Origin of the sequence: Bhargavaea sp. CC-171006 (assembly GCF_009761675.1) — a bacterium.
Classification (GTDB): domain Bacteria; phylum Bacillota; class Bacilli; order Bacillales_A; family Planococcaceae; genus Bhargavaea; species Bhargavaea changchunensis.
The window spans coordinates 25685-48085 of the sequence record NZ_QUZH01000012.1; the positions used below are offsets into that span (position 1 = coordinate 25685).

25 protein-coding genes are annotated in these 22401 nt (G+C 55.6%); 9 read left to right on the forward strand and 16 right to left on the reverse strand.

Annotated elements, in window-relative coordinates:
- Window position 1: 1 nt before the first annotated feature.
- Both DZC51_RS04700 and DZC51_RS04705 read right to left on the reverse strand, forming a co-directional pair.
- Window positions 2-424 (reverse strand): Na(+)/H(+) antiporter subunit B, encoded by a 423-nt coding sequence (locus DZC51_RS04700; RefSeq protein ID WP_157294221.1) that lies wholly within the window; start codon window positions 422-424, stop codon window positions 2-4.
- Window positions 411-2813: a Na+/H+ antiporter subunit A gene (locus DZC51_RS04705; protein ID WP_157294222.1), complete on the reverse strand. Its 2403-nt coding sequence runs from the start codon at window positions 2811-2813 to the stop codon at window positions 411-413. Before DZC51_RS04705 ends, DZC51_RS04700 begins: the two co-directional genes overlap by 14 nt.
- 345 nt (window positions 2814-3158) lie before the next feature.
- Between DZC51_RS04705 and DZC51_RS04710 the strand changes: the two genes are divergently transcribed.
- Window positions 3159-3842: an adenine nucleotide alpha hydrolase family protein gene (locus DZC51_RS04710; RefSeq protein ID WP_157294223.1), complete on the forward strand. Its 684-nt coding sequence runs from the start codon at window positions 3159-3161 to the stop codon at window positions 3840-3842.
- An 84-nt stretch (window positions 3843-3926) separates the two neighbouring features.
- On the opposite strand, the gene murB is transcribed toward DZC51_RS04710, so the two are convergent.
- Complete coding sequence (gene murB / locus DZC51_RS04715; protein WP_157294224.1) at window positions 3927-4841, reverse strand: UDP-N-acetylmuramate dehydrogenase; 915 nt, start codon at window positions 4839-4841, stop codon at window positions 3927-3929.
- 208 nt (window positions 4842-5049) lie between these two features.
- On the opposite strand from murB, the gene DZC51_RS04720 reads away from it, so the two are divergent.
- A complete protein-coding gene (locus DZC51_RS04720) occupies window positions 5050-5622 on the forward strand; it encodes a YceI family protein (protein ID WP_157294225.1) in 573 nt (190 codons plus the stop codon).
- Window positions 5623-5705: 83 nt separating this feature from the next.
- Here DZC51_RS04720 and DZC51_RS04725 read toward each other — a convergent pair whose 3' ends face one another.
- Window positions 5706-6344 (reverse strand): DsbA family oxidoreductase, encoded by a 639-nt coding sequence (locus DZC51_RS04725; protein ID WP_157294226.1) that lies wholly within the window; start codon window positions 6342-6344, stop codon window positions 5706-5708.
- A 116-nt stretch (window positions 6345-6460) separates the two neighbouring features.
- On the opposite strand from DZC51_RS04725, the gene DZC51_RS04730 reads away from it, so the two are divergent.
- Both DZC51_RS04730 and DZC51_RS04735 read left to right on the forward strand, forming a co-directional pair.
- Entirely contained in the window at window positions 6461-7834 is a 1374-nt protein-coding gene (locus tag DZC51_RS04730; protein WP_157294227.1) for an FAD-dependent oxidoreductase, read from the forward strand.
- Between the two features lie 94 nt (window positions 7835-7928).
- The gene (locus DZC51_RS04735; protein ID WP_157294228.1) at window positions 7929-8717 is read left to right on the forward strand and encodes an AAA family ATPase; all 789 of its coding nucleotides are present in this window, start codon (window positions 7929-7931) and stop codon (window positions 8715-8717) included.
- Between the two features lie 37 nt (window positions 8718-8754).
- Here the strand turns inward: DZC51_RS04735 and DZC51_RS04740 are convergent, their stop codons facing one another.
- The 3 genes from DZC51_RS04740 to DZC51_RS04750 form a co-directional block, all read right to left on the reverse strand.
- Entirely contained in the window at window positions 8755-9621 is an 867-nt protein-coding gene (locus DZC51_RS04740; protein WP_157294229.1) for a YitT family protein, read from the reverse strand.
- A 134-nt stretch (window positions 9622-9755) separates the two neighbouring features.
- Complete coding sequence (locus tag DZC51_RS04745) at window positions 9756-10685, reverse strand: manganese-dependent inorganic pyrophosphatase (protein ID WP_157294230.1); 930 nt, start codon at window positions 10683-10685, stop codon at window positions 9756-9758.
- Window positions 10686-10735: 50 nt separating this feature from the next.
- Window positions 10736-11179: an RrF2 family transcriptional regulator gene (locus DZC51_RS04750; RefSeq protein WP_157294231.1), complete on the reverse strand. Its 444-nt coding sequence runs from the start codon at window positions 11177-11179 to the stop codon at window positions 10736-10738.
- A gap of 221 nt (window positions 11180-11400) precedes the next feature.
- Between DZC51_RS04750 and hmpA the strand changes: the two genes are divergently transcribed.
- Entirely contained in the window at window positions 11401-12585 is a 1185-nt protein-coding gene (gene hmpA, locus DZC51_RS04755) for an NO-inducible flavohemoprotein (protein ID WP_157294232.1), read from the forward strand.
- Between the two features lie 165 nt (window positions 12586-12750).
- Here the strand turns inward: hmpA and DZC51_RS04760 are convergent, their stop codons facing one another.
- The 7 genes from DZC51_RS04760 to DZC51_RS04790 all read right to left on the reverse strand — a co-directional run bounded on the left by DZC51_RS04760 (window position 12751) and on the right by DZC51_RS04790 (window position 18168).
- A complete protein-coding gene (locus DZC51_RS04760; protein WP_157294233.1) occupies window positions 12751-13542 on the reverse strand; it encodes an alpha/beta fold hydrolase in 792 nt (263 codons plus the stop codon).
- A gap of 210 nt (window positions 13543-13752) precedes the next feature.
- Window positions 13753-14571, reverse strand: a complete 819-nt coding sequence (locus tag DZC51_RS04765; protein ID WP_157294234.1) for a GNAT family N-acetyltransferase — start codon at window positions 14569-14571, stop codon at window positions 13753-13755.
- A gap of 118 nt (window positions 14572-14689) precedes the next feature.
- A complete protein-coding gene (gene arsC, locus DZC51_RS04770; protein ID WP_157294235.1) occupies window positions 14690-15109 on the reverse strand; it encodes an arsenate reductase (thioredoxin) in 420 nt (139 codons plus the stop codon).
- 10 nt (window positions 15110-15119) lie between these two features.
- Window positions 15120-16415 (reverse strand): arsenic transporter, encoded by a 1296-nt coding sequence (locus tag DZC51_RS04775; RefSeq protein WP_157294236.1) that lies wholly within the window; start codon window positions 16413-16415, stop codon window positions 15120-15122.
- On the reverse strand, window positions 16412-16735 hold the full coding sequence (locus DZC51_RS04780; RefSeq protein WP_232524064.1) for an ArsR/SmtB family transcription factor: 324 nt from the start codon (window positions 16733-16735) through the stop codon (window positions 16412-16414). Before DZC51_RS04780 ends, DZC51_RS04775 begins: the two co-directional genes overlap by 4 nt.
- Before the next feature lie 259 nt (window positions 16736-16994).
- Window positions 16995-17513, reverse strand: a complete 519-nt coding sequence (locus DZC51_RS04785; RefSeq protein WP_304504510.1) for a type 1 glutamine amidotransferase domain-containing protein — start codon at window positions 17511-17513, stop codon at window positions 16995-16997.
- A gap of 61 nt (window positions 17514-17574) precedes the next feature.
- The gene (locus DZC51_RS04790) at window positions 17575-18168 is read right to left on the reverse strand and encodes a DNA-3-methyladenine glycosylase (RefSeq protein WP_157294239.1); all 594 of its coding nucleotides are present in this window, start codon (window positions 18166-18168) and stop codon (window positions 17575-17577) included.
- 101 nt (window positions 18169-18269) lie between these two features.
- On the opposite strand from DZC51_RS04790, the gene DZC51_RS04795 reads away from it, so the two are divergent.
- The 4 genes from DZC51_RS04795 to DZC51_RS04810 are packed head-to-tail and all read left to right on the forward strand — an operon-like array spanning window position 18270 to window position 20519.
- Window positions 18270-18581: a nucleotide pyrophosphohydrolase gene (locus tag DZC51_RS04795; RefSeq protein WP_157294240.1), complete on the forward strand. Its 312-nt coding sequence runs from the start codon at window positions 18270-18272 to the stop codon at window positions 18579-18581.
- The gene (locus tag DZC51_RS04800; protein ID WP_157294241.1) at window positions 18578-19369 is read left to right on the forward strand and encodes an SGNH/GDSL hydrolase family protein; all 792 of its coding nucleotides are present in this window, start codon (window positions 18578-18580) and stop codon (window positions 19367-19369) included. The genes DZC51_RS04795 and DZC51_RS04800 overlap by 4 nt, the downstream gene beginning before the upstream one ends.
- A gap of 35 nt (window positions 19370-19404) precedes the next feature.
- Entirely contained in the window at window positions 19405-19974 is a 570-nt protein-coding gene (locus tag DZC51_RS04805; protein WP_157294242.1) for a DUF7010 family protein, read from the forward strand.
- A gap of 32 nt (window positions 19975-20006) precedes the next feature.
- Window positions 20007-20519 (forward strand): GNAT family N-acetyltransferase, encoded by a 513-nt coding sequence (locus DZC51_RS04810; RefSeq protein WP_157294243.1) that lies wholly within the window; start codon window positions 20007-20009, stop codon window positions 20517-20519.
- 263 nt (window positions 20520-20782) lie between these two features.
- On the opposite strand, the gene DZC51_RS04815 is transcribed toward DZC51_RS04810, so the two are convergent.
- Together DZC51_RS04815 and DZC51_RS04820 are read right to left on the reverse strand one after the other, a co-directional pair.
- Window positions 20783-21127, reverse strand: a complete 345-nt coding sequence (locus DZC51_RS04815; RefSeq protein WP_157294244.1) for a DUF6054 family protein — start codon at window positions 21125-21127, stop codon at window positions 20783-20785.
- A 47-nt stretch (window positions 21128-21174) separates the two neighbouring features.
- Window positions 21175-22398 carry an MFS transporter gene (locus DZC51_RS04820; RefSeq protein WP_157294245.1) on the reverse strand — a complete coding sequence of 408 codons (1224 nt, stop codon included), beginning with the start codon at window positions 22396-22398 and terminating at the stop codon, window positions 21175-21177.
- Window positions 22399-22401: the final 3 nt, after the last annotated feature.

Consider the following 22401-nt stretch of genomic DNA (forward strand, 5'->3'; position numbering starts at 1 on the left):
GCTACACGTCCTTACTGATACTCAAGATGATGGTGACGACCGTGCCGATGACGGTAAGTGCAACGCCCGCCTCGAAAACCGTCACGGTGGCGAGCTCGGTCAGCCCGAAAATCGGCAGGTCGAAGTAACCGAAGCCCTGGGTGAGGAACGGCTTGCCCAATACGGCTGCCGCAGTCCCCGACAGGAGGGAGATCATGGCACCGAACGCCGCAATCTTGCGGAAATCGAACGGCACCCCCTGATGGACGGTCTCGATATCGAAGACGACATACAGGAGAACAAGCGCCGAAGACAGGACCAGTCCCCCGACAAAGCCCCCGCCGGGATTATGGTGTCCCGACAAGAACAGTTCGACGCCGAAGGTCAGGATGATAAACACCACGACGCGTGTGACTGTCCGGAGGATCACATCATTTTCCTTCAATGTCATCCCCTCCTTTCTTCGGCTTGAGGGCAATCAGCGTATAGACGCCGATGCCTGCGATAAAGAGGACCACGACTTCGAGCATCGTATCGAATGCACGGAAGTCTCCGAGGATGGCATTGACGATGTTGCTGCCGCCGGCCAGCTTGTACGAATCTTCGAAGTAAGAGGAGATGGACGAGTATACGTCATACCCCTGAACCGTCAGACCGAAAGCCGTGACAAGTGTCCCCGCGCCGATTGCGATCAGCCCGTTGACAATCTTCGTCCTGAGAGGTGAATCCTCGGGCTTCCATTCGGGAAGGAAGTGGAAGCACAGGAGGAACAGCACCGTCGTGACTGTCTCGATGACCGTCTGGGTGAGCGCCAGGTCCGGCGCCCTGAAGAAGACAAAGAAGATGGCGACGGAATAGCCGAGGACTCCATTCAGAAGAGTCGCCGTGATTCGGGACCGGGCGAACAGCATCGCAATGGCCGCGAATGCCATGATGATGACAAATGAGATTTCGAAAATCCCGACCGGCCCCCTGCTGAAGTCAGGCTCGAAAGCCCCTGTCAGGAAGAGCATTCCGCCCACTGTTACAAGGAAGAACACATAGATGAATGCGAAATAATCCCGGCTCCTGCCGGTCATATACAGGTCCGTCACGATGGTGGAGCCGGCTTCCCCTGTCTGCAGCAGGCCGCGGTAGATCGAGTCCATCGTCCATCGGAACGGCGCTACCCGGTAGATCCGCTTCCAGTGGCGGAAGGTGATGAACAGCAGCAGGCCGAGGGCGATGACACCGAATGTCATGACAAGCGGCAGGTTCACCCCATGCCACGCCTCAATCTCAGGGACAAGATTCGCCTCCTGTGAGAGCACGGGGAACATGACCGGCATGGCCGGTCCGATGACATACTTCCCGATGATGTTCGGGAAGAAGAAAATCAGGATGACCAGCGCCGCAAGGATACCGGGCGCGACCAGCATTCCCTTCGGTGCCTCACGCGGCACACGGTCGATTTTCTCCGGCTGGACCGGCCCGAGAAATGTCCGGTAAACGATGATGGTGCAATAGACGAATGTGAACACGCTGGCCAGCCAGCCGACTACCGGGAACAGCACTTCAGCACCGCCGGCAAACGGCTGTCCGGATGCGATGTTTACCGCCGCACCGAAGAACATTTCCTTGCTCAGGAAACCATTGAACGGCGGCAGCCCAGCCATCGAGAAACTTCCGATTACGGCAAATGTGAACGTCACCGGCATAAAGGACATGAGGCCCCCCAGGCGGCGGATGTCCCGCGTGCCGATTTCATGGTCGACAATCCCGATGACCATGAAGAGCAGCCCCTTGAACGTCGAGTGATTCAACAGATAGAACAGCGCCGCAAACCCGGCAGCCGCGTAAACCGTCGGATCTCCCGCCGCATCAGCGGACAATGCCGCGGAGCCGAAGCCGAGAAGGCTCATGATCAGCCCGAGCTGGCTGATGGTGGAATAAGCCAGGAGGGCTTTCAGATCGTTCTGCTTCATGGCGTTGAACGCCCCCCACAGGAGCGTCACGATCCCGGCTATGCTCAGTGACCAGAACCAGGCATCGAGACCGCCGAACAGCGGCGTGAACAGCGCAACCAGGTAAATTCCTGCCTTGACCATGGTCGCCGAGTGCAGATACGCGCTGACCGGGGTCGGCGCCTCCATCGCATCCGGCAGCCAGATGTGGAAAGGGAATTGGACTGATTTGGTGAACGCACCAAGCAGGATCAGGAACATGGCAGGGACAATCAGCGATTCTCCGGCAAGCGTCTCCCGCATCCCGATGATTTCACTGATGCTGAACGTACCGGTCATGAAGTAAAGCATGAGGAAGCCTGCGAGCATCGAGACTCCGCCCATGACCGTGATGAGCATTGCCTTCTGTGCCCCGTAGCGGGAACCCTTCCGGTGGTACCAGAACGCAATAAGCAGGAAGGACGAAATACTCGTCAGTTCCCAGAACGTGTAAAGAAGCATCAGATTGTCCGAAAAAACGACGCCGAGCATGGCGCCCATGAACAGGAGCAGATAAACATAGAAGTGGCCGAGCGATTCCCTCGGCGAGAGGTAATAAATAGAATAAAGGGCGACAAGTGTGCCGACCCCCGTGATGAGGAGTGCGAAAATCATGCCGAGGCCGTCGACACGGACTGCAAGATCGATGCCGGCCTCCGGAATCCAGGCATAGGAGACGTCAATGACCTCTCCGTCAGCTATTCGGGGGATCAGCCTGACCAGGGTTGCAAAGAGAACGAGCGGAACCGCCATGACATACCAACCGATCAGACGGTCGCCGATCAGACGGTGCACCGCGGGCAAAAACAGTGCCATGATGAATGGGAGAAAGATGACAAAAACAGCGAACATATGGACCTCCAATCAGCGTGGTGGACCCCTTCCGGGCAAGCCGCCTTGACGGAATGACCGGCAGGGCGCATAATATGGGGCAACAGCGTCCGGAACCCTCGCGGGTACATGGACGGCAGTTATGTAGAAAGGGCATGCGAAATACAGCGGCCGCACTCCGGCGGCACTGATTTCCCACTTAAAAGTATACAGGAAATAGGCCTGTTTCGCACTCCATGCCCTTCCTTTCGCCGGTTTTGTTGTATTTTCGGTGATGATGTCTTATAATGTTTTGGTTTTCGAATGAGGCTCCGGGCATTTATCTCCGGAAGCCCAGCTATTATGAACAAGAGGTGACTCACCGCCATGTTGAAAAAGCCGGGAATGGATGAGTGCATTCTGGTTTGTGTCTATTATGGGCCGAACGGCGAGCGGCTGATCCGCAGAGGACATAAGATGGCCAGCATGCTCAATTGCCCGTTTTATATTCTGACGGTCGACCCGCTTCCGTTTGACCAGTTTGATGCAGACAAGTCCGAATACGTGGAGCGTTGGCAGGAACTTGCGGAAGAACTCGGCGCGCAGGCCTTCATCCTCCGCGACAACGAGCGTCTCCCGTCCGCAAAGGTCATCAAGGAAGTGGCCTACGATAAAAATGTAACCCAGATCGTCATCGGGCAAACCGCCCAGAGCCGGTGGGAAGAGATCACGAGGGGATCGTTCATCAACGTGCTGCTCCGTGAGATTCCGTTTGCCGACCTTCATGTCGTCTCCGTCGCGAGAAACATCAAATCCGTCGAAGAGGATATGTACGAAAAGGGTGTCCGCGCGTACCTGGTGAAGGATGGCGACGGTTATCGCGTCAGCTTTACCCAGTCGAAAGGATGCGAATTCGAAGGGATCTTCTTCAAGGAGATGGGAACCGACTTCAACAACGGCATCTTCAAGTTCATGCACGACCACAAAATGTGCCAGGTGCATGTGGATGATGACCGGATCGAAGAAACGGGAACCGTCGAACGCATGGCGGAAGAAAAGCACGTCCAATAATGAAAAATCGGCTGTCCCGGGAGGGCAGCCGATTTTTTTGAAATCTGAAAGGAGCGCAGGATCATTCCGCGCTCCTTTCACTGTTTATGATTCTTCCCCGACAATCTTGACTTCCAGCTCGAGGTCGACACCGAAATTGTTCCTGACAGCTTCCCGCACCATTTCAATCGTTCGGATATAGTCGGTTGCCGTTGCGCGGTTTTTGTTTACGATGAAACCTGCGTGCTTAGTAGATACTTCAGCGCCGCCGAATCCTTTGCCCTGCAGGCCGGAATCCTGGATCAGCTTGCCGGCAAAGTAACCGGGAGGCCGCTTGAACACGCTCCCCGCGGACGGATACTCCAGAGGCTGCTTGGATTCGCGCTGGTGGGTCAGATCTGCCACTTTCGCATCAATCTCTTCCTGATCGCCTTCTTCCAGAGCGAACTCGGCGGACAGGACATAGTATCCTTTTTTCGCAATGATACTCGTCCGGTAACCCAGCTCCAGTTCCTCTTTTGACAGTACCAGGCGCTCGCCCTCCGGTGTCAGTACCGTACACCGGTGGATGATGTCTTTGATTTCACCGCCGTACGCACCGGCGTTCATGACCATCGCACCGCCGACGGACCCCGGGATGCCGCAGGCGAATTCAAAGCCGGTCAGTCCGCATGCCGCGGATTGCCTGGAGACGGCTTTGATGTCCGCCCCGCTTTCCGCATAGACCGAGTTTCCGTCAAAGCGGACCTCGTTCAGATTGGACAAGTTCAGCACAATGCCGCGGACACCGCCGTCGCGGACCACCATGTTCGAACCGTTCCCGAGCAGAAGTACCGGGATTTCATGTTCATGTGCATAGCGGACAACCGCCTGCACGCCTTCTTCCGTCTCCGGGTCGCAGAACAGGTCCGCCCGCCCGCCCATCCGGGTCATTGTATGGCTCGAAAGCGGTTCATCTATTTTTACGTGTTCATCGCCGATGCATTTTTTCAGGTCATCGGCCCATTGCTGTTTGCTCATTAAATTGCCATTCCTTTCAGAGGCTCTCCGCTCAACCGCAGCGGGACTCTTACTCTCTAAACTTCATTCACAATTATATAGTATGCTGTCTGCCCGGCGTTTTGACAAGTCACACCCGTGAGCACAAAAACAGAAGACGTATTGATTGACTCGTTCGGAATATTGTCTTAAATTCAAATTATTACGGCTTTTACAAGGAGGAGTTTCAATGGCAAAGACGAAATGGCAGATTGACGCGGCGCACTCTCACGTAACATTTACGGTGAAGCACATGATGATTTCAAAGGTCCGGGGATCGTTCGGAAACTTTGACGCAGAGGTCGAAGCTGATCCGGAAAATCTGGAAGGCGCCTCCCTCAAGTTCACGATTGATGTGAATTCGATCGACACGGACAGCGAGGACCGTGACAATCACCTCCGCTCTGCCGACTTCTTCGATACGGAGAATCATCCGCAGATCACATTCGTCTCCACGGACATCCAGCCCGACGGAGATGGCGAGTACAAAGTGACCGGTGACCTGACCATCAAGGGTGAGACCAAATCCGTCACGCTTGAAGCCGAATATGAGGGCCGGGCCAAGAACCCTTGGGGCCAGGAAGTCGTCGCATTTTCTGTTGACGGCAAGATCAACCGGAAGGACTTCGGCCTGACCTGGAACCAGGCGCTTGAAACCGGCGGCGTCCTCGTCGGCGAAGACGTTAAAATTCATCTCGACCTGGAAGCGACTGAGGAACAACCTCAGACAGAAGATGCAGAAGAAGAAAGCCTTGAATCTTGATGTTACGGCTGCCCGTATATGGGCGGCCTTTTTTCATGCAAAAAGCCGCATCCTATCAGTTAGGATGCGGCGTGGGCATGATTTCATGATTCTTCTTCTGCAACTTTGCGGAGCGCCTGCTCAAACACTTCATCGGGCTGCGCGCCGGAAATGGCGTATTTGCGGTTGATTACGAAAAACGGGACGCCCTGCACACCGAGCTGGCGGGCTTCTTCGATATCTGCCCTGACCTCTTCTTCGTAACGGCCGGATGCGAGAACGGCTTCTGCCTCTTTGCGGTCCAGACCCGTCTCTTCCGCGATATCCGCCAGAACTTCCCTGCGCCCGATTTCACGGTTTTCGATAAAGTAAGCTCGAAGCAGATTTTCCGAAATCTGGTCCGCTTTCTCCTGCTCTTCTGCCCATTTCGCAAGCCGGTGCGCGCTGAATGTATTTGCAGGACGCATTTTGGAGAAGTTGTACTCAAGTCCGACTTCTTTTGCAGCGGCGGTGACATTGGCAGTCATGGCTTCCGCCTGGGTCTCTGTCGTGCCATATTTCCCGGCCAGCACAGAAACCATCGACTCCTCGGATGTCTCGGGAGAATGCGGGTCCAGCTCATAGCTTTTGAAGACGACTTCCGCTCCGTCTCCCAAGCCTGTCTTCTCGAGGGCTTGTTCCAGTTTCCGTTTGCCGATATAGCAGAACGGGCAAACATAATCAGACCATACTTCTATCTTCACGACACCAATCCCCTTCCGGTTTCACTGCCTTCATTGTAGGGGGATGCACAGCATGAGACAAGGAATCCGCCCACAGCCATGGGCATGGATACACCCCAATGATTGGAGGACTATCATTGAATCAATCACTTTGGCTGGACACAGGGTACCCGCGCGATCAGTTCCCGGAAGCACAAGGCTCGCTCCGCTGTGATGTATGCATCATCGGCGGGGGAATGGGCGGAATCGCAGCGGCCGAGCAGCTCGCAAAGGCCGGGAAAGATGTCATTGTCCTGGAGAAGGACCGCATCTTCGGCTCCACGACAAGCCACTCGACAGGAAAGGTGACCGCCCAGCATGACATCATCTATGCCAAGCTGATCAAGCAGTTCGGCCTGGAAGCGGCACGGACCTATTACCAGGCCAACGAGCGCGCCGTGCGCCGGGCACGGGAGATCGCCCGGGATGATGAAGCCCGCTCGCTTGACTCCATCCTGTACGCCCGTACACCTTCCGGAACGGAAAATCTCCGGAAGGAATGGGAGGCCTACAAGGAAATCGGCATCCAAGGTGCATTCGTCAATGAGACTGAGCTGCCGTTCACCGTGGAGAGTGCGCTGTCGATGCATGACGAACTGCAGATTCATCCGCTCCGTTTCGGCCAGCGCCTGGCACGGATGGCAGCGGACTCGGGGGCACGCATCTTCGAAGATTCCGCAGTAAGGAAGATGGATTTCAAAAAGCGGATTGTGGAACTTGAAAACGGGACGGATGTCACTTTCAAGGAACTCATTCTCTGCACCCACTACCCGCTTGTCGGACTGCAGAACATGAATGTCCTTAAGCTGCAGGTAAACCGCTCCTATATCGTTGCCGCCAAGGCCGGAACGGAGCTGAAAAACCAGTATCTGGGCGTGGATGCCGACTCACTGTCCATCCGAACCGCAGGAATCGACGGCCAGCCGTATCTGATGGTCTCCGGCGCCAATCACCTTGCCGGCATGAAAGAAGAAACCGGTGAGAACTACGGCGAACTGGCGGAGCATCTCCGGGAACAGTTCGGCGTGAGCGACATTTCACACCAATGGTCGGCCCAAGATCCTCAAACGCCGGATGATGTACCGTATATCGGCCGCATCACCAAAGACCTCCCCCACATCTATATCAGCACCGGCTTCCGTAAATGGGGACTGTCCGGTTCGCTCGCAGGATCGGAAGTGCTGCGTGACCTGATCACCGGAAGACCGAACGAAGCCATCGGGCTTTACAGTCCCGACCGCACCGGCTTCGGCGCGAAACTGCTCCAGGGCATCAAGGTGGCCGGACTGACCGCAGGCGAATTGGCCGCCGGGTATACAGTCCGTCTGGAATCACCGACATGTACGCACCTGGGCTGCAAAACCCGTTGGAACGAGGGCGACCGCACGTGGGATTGCCCATGCCACGGTTCCCGCTTCCGCGAGGACGGCTCGGTGCTTGAAGGCCCTGCAAAGAAGCCTCTGAAACTGTAATGACAATTTCGCCTCCGGTATGTCCGGAGGTGTTTTTCTTGATGCGGGACTAATGTTTGATCTGCTAGAGTGATAGAAAAAGGGGTGAACCGTCATGATCCTGAAACAGATCCGACTAAAGAAGCCGATGCCGGCGGAAAACCGATTTCCGTTCGGGCTCCCGGTCGTCCGGGAATTCGATTCATTCACGTTCCGCTCCCCGGTCACGATCATCGCCGGCGACAACGGCACGGGAAAGACGACACTCCTTGAAGGCATCGCCGCCGCGGCAGACAGCATCCTGATCAGCCGCGAACCGATCGAAGGGAACCCTGCACTTGAGCACGCCCGGGAAATAGCAGATCATCTCACGCTCAGCTGGTCGGTCAAATCGCGCAACGGCTTTTTCTTCCGGGCGCTGGATTTCGTGACCTACACGATCGCCGTGTCCCAAATGCGCGAAGATGCCCGGGAGACGCTGGAAGAAATCAGAAGCCGGAATCCCCGCAGCCTGGAGGCACTGCCCTATGCCCGCACGTATCACGAACTCCGGAATCTGTACGGCGAGGGGCTGGAGTTCCGCTCCCACGGCGAGAGCTTCCTGGACCTTTTCTCCGCGCGATTCCGGCCGGATGGCTTTTACATCCTGGATGAGCCCGAGGCGCCCCTCTCTCCCGCCAAGCAGCTGACCCTTCTTGCGATGCTGCATGAGATGGTGGAAGAAGGCGCCCAGTTCCTGATCTCCACCCATTCCCCGATCATCATGGCTTACCCCGGTGCAGACCTTTATGAGATCCGCGGCTGCCGGCTTGAGCCGGCAGCGTTTGATGAAGTCGAGCATGTCCGCATGACGAAAGACTTTCTGAATGCGCCGGAGCGCTATCTGAGACACTTGTTCAACTGAAAAATCACCCGGCCCCCATCAGGGAACCGGGTGATTTTCAGTGCACCGGTGTTTTGAAGTTGCTTCCGGAGATTTCGCTGACACGCTGGACGATGACGAATGCTTCGGGATCCGTCTCACGGATCGCCGTCCGTACATCTGCCATCTCAAGGCGGTCGACGACGACGTAGAGGACTTTCTTCGAATCATTCGTGAATGCACCTTCCCCGTTCAGGAAAGTGACGCCTCGTCCGACGTTATCGATCAGGCTCTTCCCCAATTCCTCCGCGTGCTCGGAAATGACCATGACCGACAGGGACTCTTCCGTACCTTCTACGACCATATCGATCACCTTTGAGGCGATAAAGTACGTGATCATCGAGTAGAAGGTGGTCTCCCATGTGAACACAAGCAGACCCGCAAGGATGAAGATGAAGACGTTCATGATCATGACCGTCTGTCCGACAGAGATCGGCCGCCGCTTGCTGATCAGGATGGCAAGGATCTCCGTTCCGTCCAGTGCACCACCCATGCGCATGACAAGCCCGACCCCGAAACCGAGGATCACCGCTCCGATCACCGTCGCGAGGAACAGGTCATCCGTCACCACGTCGAACCGGTGGAGATAGCCGGTCGCCACAGAGAGCACAATGATGCCGTATAGCGCGTTGACAGTGAACCGGATGCCCATCCGCCTATAACCAAGGAAGATAAACGGGATATTCAGGACGATGATGAAAATACTGAGGGTAAGCGGCGTTAGTTCCGACAGGATGATCGACAGCCCGATGACTCCGCCGTCCAGGATGTTGTTCGGGACGAGAAACAGTTCCAGCCCGATGGCCGCTATGATGGCACCCGCGGTGATCAGGAAAAGCTGGACCGGAATGGACTCAGAGAGAAACTTATGCTTTGAATCTGACATCTGTTAGACTCCTATTCTGAGGCAGTTGCCCTAAGTAAAGTATGAGGAAAAGACCCACGGTGATGCAAACCATTTTTGCTTCCGTTTCCAAAGAAAGCAAAAGCCCCGGCGATGCCGGGGCTTTTCTTGATCTATTATTTTGCCAGGGCTTCCGTCAGTACCGGAACAATCTGCTTCTTGCGGGATACGATTCCCTTCAGGACGGCCAGATTATCTTCCAGCGGGACATTGAATGCGCCGCATGCCGCCTGGGATTCGCTTCCGAGGACGAGGACTGTCGAATCATTGGTCAGGATGTCCGTGATCGCCAGCATGTAAAGGCCCAGCTCACGCTCTGCAATGACCCGGTAGAGCAGGTCTTCCAGCTCTTTCTTGCGGCCTAGAACATCGCTGACATCGACCGTGTTGACCTGGGCGATGACCACTTTCTTGCCGCCCATCTCAAACTCTTTGGCATCCATGTTGACGAGTTCTTCAAGTGTCTTCTTGCTGAGGTCGGCACCCGCCTTCAGCATGGCAAGTCCGTACTCCTCGGCATTTACGCCGGCAATTTCCGCCAGCTCGTCAACCGCCTTGCGGTCTTCGCCGGTGAATGTCGGCGACTTGAAGAGGAGCGAGTCGGAGATGATCGCCGAAAGCATCAGGCCGGCGATGTTCGCCGGAATCTCGACGTCATTTTCCTTGTAGAGCTTATTGAGGATCGTCGCCGTGCAGCCGACCGGTTCCGCACGATAGTAGAGCGGGTCTGCCGTCTCAAAGTTCGCGATCCGGTGGTGATCGACAACCTCAAGGACTTTCACGTCCGCGATGTCATCCGCGCTCTGCTGGAACTCATTATGGTCGACGAGGATGACGCCTTCCGCTTCACCCGCGACATTTGTGACAAGACGCGGCGCTTCGAAACCGAACTTCTCCAGTGCGTACGCCGTCTCATCGTTCACTTCTCCGAGACGGACCGCTTCCGCGTCAACGCCGAGTTCTTTCTTTAAGTGTGCATAGGCGATTGCCGCCGTAATCGAGTCCGTATCCGGATTTTTATGTCCGAAAACCAGTACTTTAGACATTTTATGATTCACTCCTGACCGTCTTGTTCGAATTTTCCTTCCTTATTCTATCATATCTCCCGGCTTGATAATAACGCCGTAAGATCTTCTTTATTGACGATAAAATCGGCGAGCGTATGTTGGTCGAGCACCGCGAGATATGCCATCAGCGCCTGGTTCAGCGCACCGCGCAAGCCGCAGATCGGACTTAGCACACACCGGTTTGCCGTAGAGCTGAAGCACTCGACAATATTGAAGTCATCTTCGGTCTGACGGACGACCGTCCCGATGTTGATATCCTCCGGGGGCACTGCCAGACGCACACCGCCTCCGCGGCCGCGGACGGTCTCCACATATCCCAACTGGCCGAGTTTGTGTGTGACTTTCATCAAATGGTTCTTAGAAATTCCGTAAGCATCCGAAATGCCTTGGATTGTAGACAATTCACCGTCTTTTTTCGCGCCGAGGTACATGAGGACACGGAGCGCATAATCAGTGTACATCGTCATTCTCATGCATAGTCACTCGCCTTTCCTTCCATATTATAAGCGTTCGCATCCATTTCAATAAAGGAAAGCGGCTTATCTGAATTTTGACAGTTCCTTGAATGGATTGTGACTGAATTCTGACACCAACTTAAAGATGTATTTTATATATTGCTTTGAAGAAAGCATGGGAATATGATGAAGACAGATCAAGAACAACCAATCCAAACAACCGAAAGGGAGTTGTAAACATGCTTTCCCAAAAGACAATCGATATCGTGAAGTCCACTGTCCCTGTACTTGAACAACACGGCAAGACGATTACTACAGTTTTCTATAAGAACATGTTTGAAGCACATCCCGAACTCCTGAACATCTTTAACCACGCCAACCAGTCCCGCGGACGCCAGCAGACTGCACTTGCCAACACCGTGCTTGCCGCTGCTAAATACATCGACAATCTCGAAGCGATCGTTCCTGCAGTCGTCCAGATCGCGCACAAACACCGCGGACTCGACGTCCGTCCGGAACACTATCCGATCGTCGGCCATCATCTTCTCGGCGCGATCAAAGAAGTGCTCGGTGATGCAGCCACTCCTGAAATCCTCGGTGCCTGGGGCGAAGCTTACGGTGTAATCGCGGACGCCTTCATCGGAGTCGAAAAATCCATGTATGAGGAAGCGGCAACTGCAGAAAACGGCTGGGACGGCTTCAAGGACTTTGTCGTCGCGAAGAAAGTGGAAGAAAGCGACGTCATCACTTCCTTCTACCTGAAGCCCGCTGACGGCAAAGGCGTACCGGGATACAAGCCAGGCCAATACCTGACCGTACGCGTCACGATCCCCGGCGAAAAGTACATGATGATCCGCCAATACAGCCTGTCCCGCGCACCGCACGAAGACATGTTCCGCATTTCCGTCAAGCGCGAAGATGAGTGCAACCCTGAAGGCAAGGTCTCGACCTTCCTCCACCGCAGCGTGAATGCAGGCGACAAGATTGAAGTCAGCGCACCTGCAGGCGACTTCTTCCTTGATACCGAAGCGGCAACTCCGGTCACACTCATCAGCGGCGGCGTCGGCCTCACGCCGATGATGGCCATGTTCGACCATATCACCGGCAACCAGCCGGAGCGCAAAGCGGTATTTATCCACTCCGCGCGCAACCCGCAGCTGCAGGCGTTTGACGGCGATCTCCGTGAAATGGCTGCCGGCAATGACAACGCAGCTTACTCGGTCCGCTACTCCGACACGGACGGCTTCCTGGACCGCGACTTCCTCAGCGGCCGCGTCATCGAAAACAGCGACGTCTACCTGTGCGGCCCGGCACCATTCATGAATGCCATGATCCACGAACTCAAGGCGATTGGCGTGCCGGTCGAAAAGATCCACTATGAATTCTTCGGCCCTGCGGCAGAACTTGAAGCCGTCACAGCGTAATTTCAGAGCAACAAAACCCCGACCGGGACCCGGTCGGGGTTTTATTGGCATGCGGTATTTGCTTCACATTTGCATGGGGTTGCTTCACTTTCATGGTGGCTTACTTCACATTCACACGAATTTGCTTCAGCATTCAGCCTGCGGCAGGCCTCATGGCTCTCATCATTAAGCAGCCCCGATAGCCGATTCCATTTCCCTGATATAACCGATCGAATGACGGTTGAACTCATCCGGCTGGTCAATGTTGCAGACATGTCCGGAGTTCCTGATCGTGATCAGGCGGAACTTCTCGCTGCGGCTGACAACTTCCTCGACAGGAGGGATGAACAGATAGTCTTCCTCCCCCATCAGGAACAGCGTCGGTACACCGGTCGTCGTCGATTGGAGGCGCGCAAGATACGGATTGATCAGCTTTGTGAGCGAGAACCATTTCACAAACTCTTTCTGGCACATTTTCTTCGCCTGGTTGACAAAAGCGAGCCGGGATTCCTCATGTTCCTTCTTCGGCATAATGATATAGGCAAAGAGTTTATATAGAAGCATGTAGGGCACGAACCGCTTGAACGTATTCCCCGCCCATAGCAGCAGCTTGGTCCGGATATCAAGCCCGATGACCGCGCCCCCCAGAATCAGCGACTTGACCCGACCGGGATGCCTTTCCGCCAACGTCTGCGCAACGATGGTCCCAAGTGACATGCCGATCATATGAGACCTGCTGATGCCAAGCTTGTCCATGACCTCGACGACATCATCCGCCACTTCGCGGAACGAGTCTCCCTTCTTCCACCGGCCCCGCTCTGAGCGACCGTGGCCCCGGAGGTCCAGAAGAAGTATATTATGCTCTTGCCGGAATTCCCTGATCTGCTTGAACCAGACGGACGAACTGCCGCCCGCCCCGTGGATAAAGGTCACCCACGGATGCTTGTCCCCTTTGATGTAGGTCTTGTAGTGGAGCATGGAGATCTTCCCTTCAATGCGGTTGCTACCATTTAAGCATGTTTCTAAATACTTTTCATTAGATAACAATTACCAATAGGATTTAATTGACAGTTTATTGAAGATTAAATGACAGTTTTGAATTTACCCTGCATGTATCCATTAAAAAGGCTCCGGACGACTTGTCCGGAGCCTGAGTTTATATAAATACAAGTTACTTCCCATAACATTTCAGCTTTCTGCGGAAACGCGCTCCCGCTCGTAAGTCCACATGCACCACTTGCCGATATCCCTGAAGCCGATCCGCTTGTAGATGCGGCCCGCTGCTGGATTATCGTAGAAGAGGCAGAGCATCTTGCCTTCTTCCAATAGCTCCCGGCAAAGCTCCGACATGCAATAGGAGGCGAGGCCCTGCTGTTGGTATCCCGGAATCGTCCCGACCCCTACAATCATTGCGGACAGCGAGTTTTCAGCCGTGCTCGAGGCCGAGCTGATGATGCGCCCGTCCCCCTCAATGAGATACGCTCTTGCGGTCCCTTCTTCAAGGGTGCGCCGTTTATGCGCCACACTGTATTCCCCGGCCGCAAATTCCGGTATGGCGTACATCTGATCGATCAGCGCCGCGGCATCATCCGGAACCGCCTTGCGGACAGTGATCTCCTGCGGGATGGCAGGAAGTTCCGTCCCCGTCTCGCATTTGGCATAGTGAAGCACTCGCGGATTGTCCGGTTTCCTATTGAGATAGGGCTCCATCCTCCGGACAATCGGTTCGATGCCTGACAAAAAGCGGAACGACGGATCGGCATTGATGATACCGGCAAACCCTGCCGCGTCAAAGTCACCCGGCGCCCACACGATATAATTGTCCGTGTACTTAAGGAGAACGCCGCGCATGACACCGTCATCCCCGAAGTCTCCCCATAGCGTCTGGATCGGATCGTCGAAGCCGTACGCCTCGATGTCTCCGATGATAAACAGATTCTCTGCCGGCTGAACACCGACAAACGCCATGGTCTCCTGCCTGTCGGCCTCCAGTAACTGCCTGATCATGGTCCCGCCTCCTTTTTGGGTTTCGGGATATCATAGCATAACAGGCTCGGCTGCTCAACGAAATTTTCAGATTTCCTCATCTGAAGAAAACGCGCCCCCGATGAGGCGCGTTACATGATTATTCTCCTGTTTCTGAAAAGCGCCCGATCCGGTCCCGGATTTCATCCCGGACACGGCGGAAGACGGCGCTCTTTTCATCTTCCGACCCTTGTGCCCGTGCCGGATCATCAAATCCCCAATGGTCACGGGCGGCGTCTGACGGGACCGACGGACAGTTATCCCGGGCATCCCCGCATAGCGTGATGACATAATCGGCGCGCTTCAGAAGTTCGGCACTGATCGTTTCTGACTGTTGGGCCGAGATGTCGATGCCGGCCTCCTCCATCACCCGGACCGCCTCCGGATTCAGGCCATGGGCCTCGATGCCTGCGGAACGCACCTCAAAGCGGTCGCCGAGAATCGCCCTGCCGAACCCCTCCGCCATCTGGCTCCGGCACGAGTTGCCCGTGCATAGAAAGTAGATCAGTTTCTTTTCCATTTCCAACACCTCAGTTAAGCACTTCCAGCCACAGATACAGGCCGGTCAGCGTGATGAACAGGACGGGAATCGTCAGGACGATTCCGACCTTGAAATAATAGCCCCAAGTGATTTTGACGCCCTTCAGCGACAACACATGCAGCCAGAGTAGCGTCGCCAGCGATCCGATCGGGGTCATTTTCGGACCCAAGTCGGACCCGATGACATTTGCATAGATCAGTGCTTCCCGTACAATGTCGGGCACATCCGCATCCTGGATGGCCAGCGCGTCGATCATGACAGTCGGCATGTTGTTCATGACCGATGACAGTATCGCCGCGATGAATCCCATGCCGACAGTTGCTGCATACATACCGTGGCCCGCCGTCCACTCGATGAGAGAGGCAAGAATATCGGTGAGGCCCGCGTTACGGAGTCCGTAAACGACGACGTACATCCCAATCGAGAAAAAGACAATCGCCCACGGCGCGCCTTTAACAACCGCCTTTTCATCCACCGCCTTGCTTGGTGCGGAGATGGCGAGGAACAGGATGGCGACGATTCCCGCAATGATCGAGACCGGAACACCGAGCGCTTCACTCAGGAAATAGCCGGCGAGAAGCACCGCGATGACCACCCAGGAAAGGCGGAACAGCTTCATGTCCCGGATGGCCGAGCGGGGCTCTGCCAATTTGGATGCGTCAAAGCGTTTCGGGATGCTTTTTCCGAAGTACAGATAAAGCACAAGCATGCTCGCGGCAAGGCTGAACAGATTCGGTACAAACATGCGGGAGGCGTACTCAGAAAACCCGATGCCGAAAAAGTCCGCCGAGACGATGTTCACCAGGTTCGAAATCACGAGCGGGAGAGATGTCGTATCGGCGATAAAACCGGATGCCATGATAAACGGCAAAATCAGCTTGTCCTTGAAATCGAGCGCCCGCATCATCGCCAGGACGATCGGCGTGATGATCAGTGCCGCACCGTCATTGGCAAACAGCGCCGCGACAATCGCGCCAAGAAGCGTTACGAGAAAGAACATCCGCAGGCCGCTGCCCTTGGCGAAACGCGCCATATGGAGCGCCGCCCATTCAAAGAAGCCGATTTCATCGAGGATGAGCGAGATCAGAATCAGCGCGACGAAGGTGAGCGTCGCATTCCAGACGATGCCCGTCACAACCCAAACGTCCTGCAGGCTGACGACACCTGCAAGCAGAGCGACGACCGCTCCGGCAATCGCAGACCACCCGATCGACAGCCCCTTTGGCTGCCAGATGACAAATACGAGCGTGACGAGGAAAATGAGTGCCGCAAGCCAGGCCATCATGCCCCGCAGCATCCTTTCTCGCCGGTTGACTCAAGGTCACTGACCGTCCGCTCCGGAGCCGGCACTCTGGAAAGCAGGCTGGTCAGGATGTCGTACAGAGGATGTTGCCGGTCGAGCGACCAGAACGTCCAGCGGCCGCGCTTTTCTCCCACGACGATGCCTGCTTCCTTCAGCCGTTTCAGATGCTGGCTTACCGCCGGCTGTGTCAGCCCGACAAGCGGCGTCATGTCACAGACGCATACCGGACCCGAATTGAGGTGCTGCAATATCTTCAGCCGCGAGCCGTCGCCCGCCGCTTTCATGAATGATTCAAGTTCCATCAGTTCCACCGGGATCCCTCCAATAAAGAATACCGGTTTATTGTATTTGCATCCGCATATATAAGTCAACACTTATTAATCAGCGGAATGCGAGCGCGCATAGGTTTCTATGCGCGCTTGCAGCAGTCCTATGCGCGCTCCACCGGGTCCTATGCGCGCTCATCCCTTTTCTATGCGCGCTTCAAAAGGTTCTATGCGCGCTCCCGCTTTTCTCCAATCAAAAAAGCGCGCCACAGAGGGCGCGCTTCGCATTCAGATCTTATTTCCCTTCCAGCACACGCAGCGATTCACGGTTGAATGCCGGAATGTCGTCAGGCTGGCGGCTCGTGACGAGCTGGTCCTGGCAAACGACGACTTCGGAGTCCTCGAAGTTCGCGCCGGCATACTTCATGTCCTGCGCAATCGACTTGTAGCCGGTCGCCTTGCGACCTTCCAGCGCCTTCGCCGTAATCAGGAGCTGCGGTCCGTGGCAGATGGCCAGTACCGGTTTTTTCGCGTCCATGAACTCTTTTGCGAAGCTGACAAAACGCTCGTCCGCGCGGAGCTGGTCCGGCGAGAATCCGCCAGGGATGAAGAGCGCGTCGTAGTCGGAAGCACTGACTTCACCGATGCCCTTGTCTACCGTAACAGACGCCTGTCCCTGCTTGCCTTCCACCGTCTTGCCGGCTTCCTTCTCGATCGTGATCACTTCGTGCCCAGCATCCTTAAACGCTTGTGCCGGCTCCGTATATTCACTGTCCTCAAACATGTCCGTAATGACTGTTGCGATTTTAGCCAATCCGATCACTCCTTTATGAATGTCCATTTCTACTTTTCCCGCCCTGCGCTCAATTAAAACATCAGCGATACTTCGAGACGAACGGGTTGCCTTCCTCGTAAAACCGCCACGGGTAGTGGACCGCCTCTCCCGTGTTCTGGATCCCGACACGCGGGCCTGCCTTCAGTTCTCCGCCTATTCCGGGTCCCGGCGCGATAAAAAGCGGCTCCTCATACCAGAGACCGCCGTACGACTCCATCGTGACGCCGAGTGCCTTCGACAGCTTGCCCGGCCCGTTCGTGAGGTCAGGAATCTTCAGATGCCACCCCCGCCGGTCCTGCATGAGCTCTAGCCCCTCCACCGGTTCAGCTCCGCGGATCAGGACCGCATGCGGAGTTCCCTCATCCCCGGCAACGACATTCATAAGCGTATGGGTGTGCATCTGATACGTGTAGATGCGCCCCGGGTCCGCGAACATCACTTCTGTCCGCTTTGTGCGGCGGTTGTTGAAACTATGCGCTGCCCGGTCTTCCGGTCCGTGGTACGCTTCCGTCTCAACAATCCGCGCGACGGCCAGCCCCTCCGGCGTCTCATGGACGATGTACTGTCCGAGCAGTGCGGGTGCCAGTTCCAGGACAGGCTGGACGAAAAAATCGGGATTGATCGGCCTGTACATTCGTCCCCCTCCCTTTCATTAAACCGAAACATTCTTCCATTCATTGTCTACCCGATATCGGTTATACTCAAATCAAACAGATTTAGGGGGAAATATCCACCATGACCACACTCACCGAGGAAATCCTCGCCTTCAATAAAGACCGCGGCTGGACAAGCGGCAACCGGGACGCCCGCAACCTCGCCATTTCCGTTTCTCTTGAAGCATCCGAACTACTCGAACATTTCCAGTGGCTTTCGGGCGAACAGGCTGTCGAAAAGAACCGAGAAGGCATCATGGAAGAAGCAGCGGATGTTTATATTTACCTGCTGCAGCTGGCTGATGTCGCTGGCTTCGATCTGGAAGAAGCAGCACGGGCCAAAATCCATAAAAATGCCCTTAAATATCCCGTTCCGGTGGGTGAGCCCAAATGAAACAAGTCCGGTTCCTCCTGCTCCTGGCCGCCGCCGGTGTGCTCCTTCTTCTTTTCCGCCCGGACGGAAAAGGCGGCAAGGCATCGGCCGATGTCGCAACAATTGAATCGGTCGACCCGCTGAAAAATCCGGGCCAGCCTGCTGCTGATTATCTCGTATTCCGTGCGCTCACGACCGGCGAAGCGCGCATGGCCGTCACAGGCAGCAGTGTCACGAAAGGCTCCGGCGCTTCCAACCAGTCCAAGACATGGCGTGCGCTCACCCAGGCTCATCTGCGCACCGTCTATCCTTCGCTCAAGACCCTGAAAATCGAAAACCACGGACACTCGGGCTACACATCTGTCCGCCTGCTCGAGGACGAAGTGACCGGGCCTGTCATCGCGGGACGTCCGGATGTCCTCATCATCGAGACATCTGTCATCAACAATCATAATAAGAATGTCACACTTGAAGACACCTATGCATCACTTGTACAGCTGCACGCTTTATATTCGGAAATGCTGCCGGAAGCCCGGATCCTTTTCATCTCACCGAACCCGACCACTGAAAACAAATTCGGGCCGACGATAAATGCTCTTGGGCTCCGGTTCACCGACTATGTCTACGGCACGCAGGCCTTCATTGAAGACAACGGCTGGGCATACATTAACATTCATGATGAAATGCTCGCGCTCATGGACCAGCGGGGAGTCAATCTGCCGGAGACGCTCAAGGACGGCATTCATCCAAACGATCTCGGATACCGCATCTGGGCCGACGTCATCTGGCCGCATCTCACAGCCAAGTAAGGGGATTTCGGGGATTTCACACTGGGGGGATTCAGATGAACCTGCAATCGCTGAAGCAAGATCTCGCACTGCGCAACAAAAATGGGCTGCCGTTCCTGCTATCCGGAATGGTGGTCTGGACGCTGATCACCGCTGTCTTTTTAATGCCGATCGAGCTCCGGCTGCAGAATATTATTCTGCTCGCGCTGACCGGGCTGCTGTTCCCGATGGCCGTCGGGCTTGCCGGTCTGCTGAAAGCCGATTGGAAATCAGAAGACAACCCGCTCGGAAGTCTTGGCCTCGTATGCAACCTGGCCCAATTCGCCTACTTCCCGCTCGTCTTCTGGGCACTCGGAAGCCGGCCAGAAGCGATGGTGTTCATTTTTGCCGTGATTGCCGGGGCGCATTTCCTCCCGTACGGCTGGCTCTACGACACGAAAGCCTACTATCTCATGGCGCCGGTCATGGCAATCGTCTCCACGCTCGTAGGATTGGCGGCCTCACCGGATTCCATGTGGGCTGTCCCGCTTGCCTTTCTTATCCTTCTCGCCGTACTGAACGGCTGGCTGATTGCAGATTACAAAAAGAAATCCGGCATCGCCGGAATGGAAAAAAGAGCCGTCTGAACCGGCTCTTTTTTGAACGGGGGAAATCACGTATGGACATTCGGTTGGAACCGCTCCGTCGCGAAGATGCCAGGCCGCTTTACGAATTTGAATTGGTGAACAGAGAGTTCTTCGAGACCGCAGTGCCGGGCCGTGGCGATGACTTTTACCGGTATGAAGGCTTTCTGGAACGGCTCGGCGAACTGCTTGATGAGCAGGCTGCCGGCGGATCCTGCTTCTACCTGATCAAAGACGATGGCAACCGGATCCTCGGAAGAATGAACCTGACCGATATTGATGCCGTGAGCGGCAGCGCGGAACTGGGCTACAGGGTTGCCGAAGCATATGGCGGAAAAGGCGCAGCATCTCTGGCGCTGAAAGAATTGCTTCAGCTCGCTGACGATATCGGTGTTCGGAGGATTCTCGCCAAAACCACAACAGCGAACGTCGCCTCCTGCAAAGTCCTTGAGAAAAACGGCTTCCTCCAAATCGGGACGGATGACCGCGAATTTATCTTGAATAATGAGACCATGAGATTTACCCATTATGAATGGAGACATAAATGAAGACGCCGGGATCCCAGCCCGGCGTCTTTCATTTCCCACTATGGAGTGAATATTTCCGTGAGTCCGGAATCGACGCTCTAAGTCCGATTCCAAGATCCTAAGTCCGAAGCTGAATTTCTAAGTCCGATTTCGGTGCCCTAAGTCCGAATCTGGATACCTAAGTCCGATTTCAGTGCTCTAAGTCCGAATCTGGATACCTAAGTCCGATTCCGGTGCCGTAAGTCCGATTTTCCGCCTATGCGATCCTGATTCCACAAAGCCGCTTACAGCCGGTACTCCGCCAGCGCTTCTTCCGCCTTCGCCGAAAAGCTCGCGCCGGCTCCCCAATCGAACTTCATGAAGGCGCCGCTTCCGCCGCCGGATCCGGTCAGCCGCACCTTTGTGCGTCCGTCGCTGTCAAAGTTGTCGGCAATCAACGTGAGGGTGGCCCGGTTGCTCGTTCTCATAAAGTACTTTTCCACGATGAGGACGACCACCTCACGCCCGTCTGCGCTCCTCGTATATTGGTCAACGATCCGGCCGCTTACCGAGCCTACGGTCAATGCTTCAATCACGATATCAGCCACACGCGACGGAGTGACCGACACAAAGAGATCTCTAGTCTCCATCAGAACCCCCCCTTTCCGTTATTTACGGAAAGGGGGTTGTTGAGGTTTCATTCCAGTTCAATCTGCTTGGTTTCTGTGCCGAGGATCAGCACGGCAGCGGCTCCGATCAGGACAGCACCGGTGAAGATGGAGAAAATCAATCCAAGTCCGACACCTGCGCCCGCGAGTGACCCGACAAGGAGCGGCCCGAATATGCCGCCGATCCGGCCGACCGCTGCAGCCGTCCCCGTCCCGGTCCCCCGGATGACGGTGGGATACTGCTCGGGCGAGTACGCGTACAGCGCACCCCAAGCCCCCAGATTAAAGAAGCTGAGGAAGGCGCCTGCCGTGAGCAGCAGCCAGGTGGTGTCCGCATTGCCGAACACGAGGGCACTGATTGCCGTACCGACCATGAAGACGCTCAGGACGAACTTGCGGCCCACCTTTTCAATCAGCCAGGCCGCCGTGAAGTAGCCCGGCAGCTGGGCAAGCGTCATCAGGAGGACATAGCCGAAACTGTGGATCATATCGAAGCCCTTCATGACCATGACGCTCGGAAGCCAAAGGAACATGCCGTAGTACGAGAAGACGACCGTGAACCAGACAATCCAGAGCATGATGGTCGCCCGCCGGTATTTCGCCGAGAACAGCGCCTTCATATTGCTCCCGATGGTGCCCCGCTTTTCCTTTTTCGCCGTAAACTCCGGAGAATCCGGAAGATGGATTCGAAGATAGATCGCGTACAGTGCCGGAAGGGCCGTCAGGACGAGCGCAATGCGCCAGCCATATTCCGGAATCACAAAGTACGAGATCAGGGCGGCAATCAGCCAGCCTCCCGCCCAAAAGCTTTCAAGAAGGACGACGATGCGCCCCCGCTCATTCGCCCCGACACTTTCGGAAACAAGTGTGGAGGCAACCGGCAGTTCTCCGCCGAGACCTCCCCCGACGATAAACCGCAGGACGAGGAAGGCGGCAAGGCCGGTTGTTGCAGCAGACAGCCCGCTTGCAAGCGAGAATATCACAAGCGTCAGGATAAAAACATTCTTCCGGCCGATGCGGTCGGCCAAAATGCCGAAGGCGAATGCACCGACCGCCATGCCGATCGAGTTGACGCTGCCGATCCAGCCCATTTCCCCCGGCGTCAGCGCCCAGTCCACAGCAAGCGCCGCGATGACGAAGGACAAGATGCCGACGTCCATTGCGTCGAACATCCAGGCTAGCCCGGCCGTTCCGAGAAGTCTGTTGCGGGAAATGGCAGGTTTTGACGCCTGCCGTTCTGTATGGGAAGCCATATA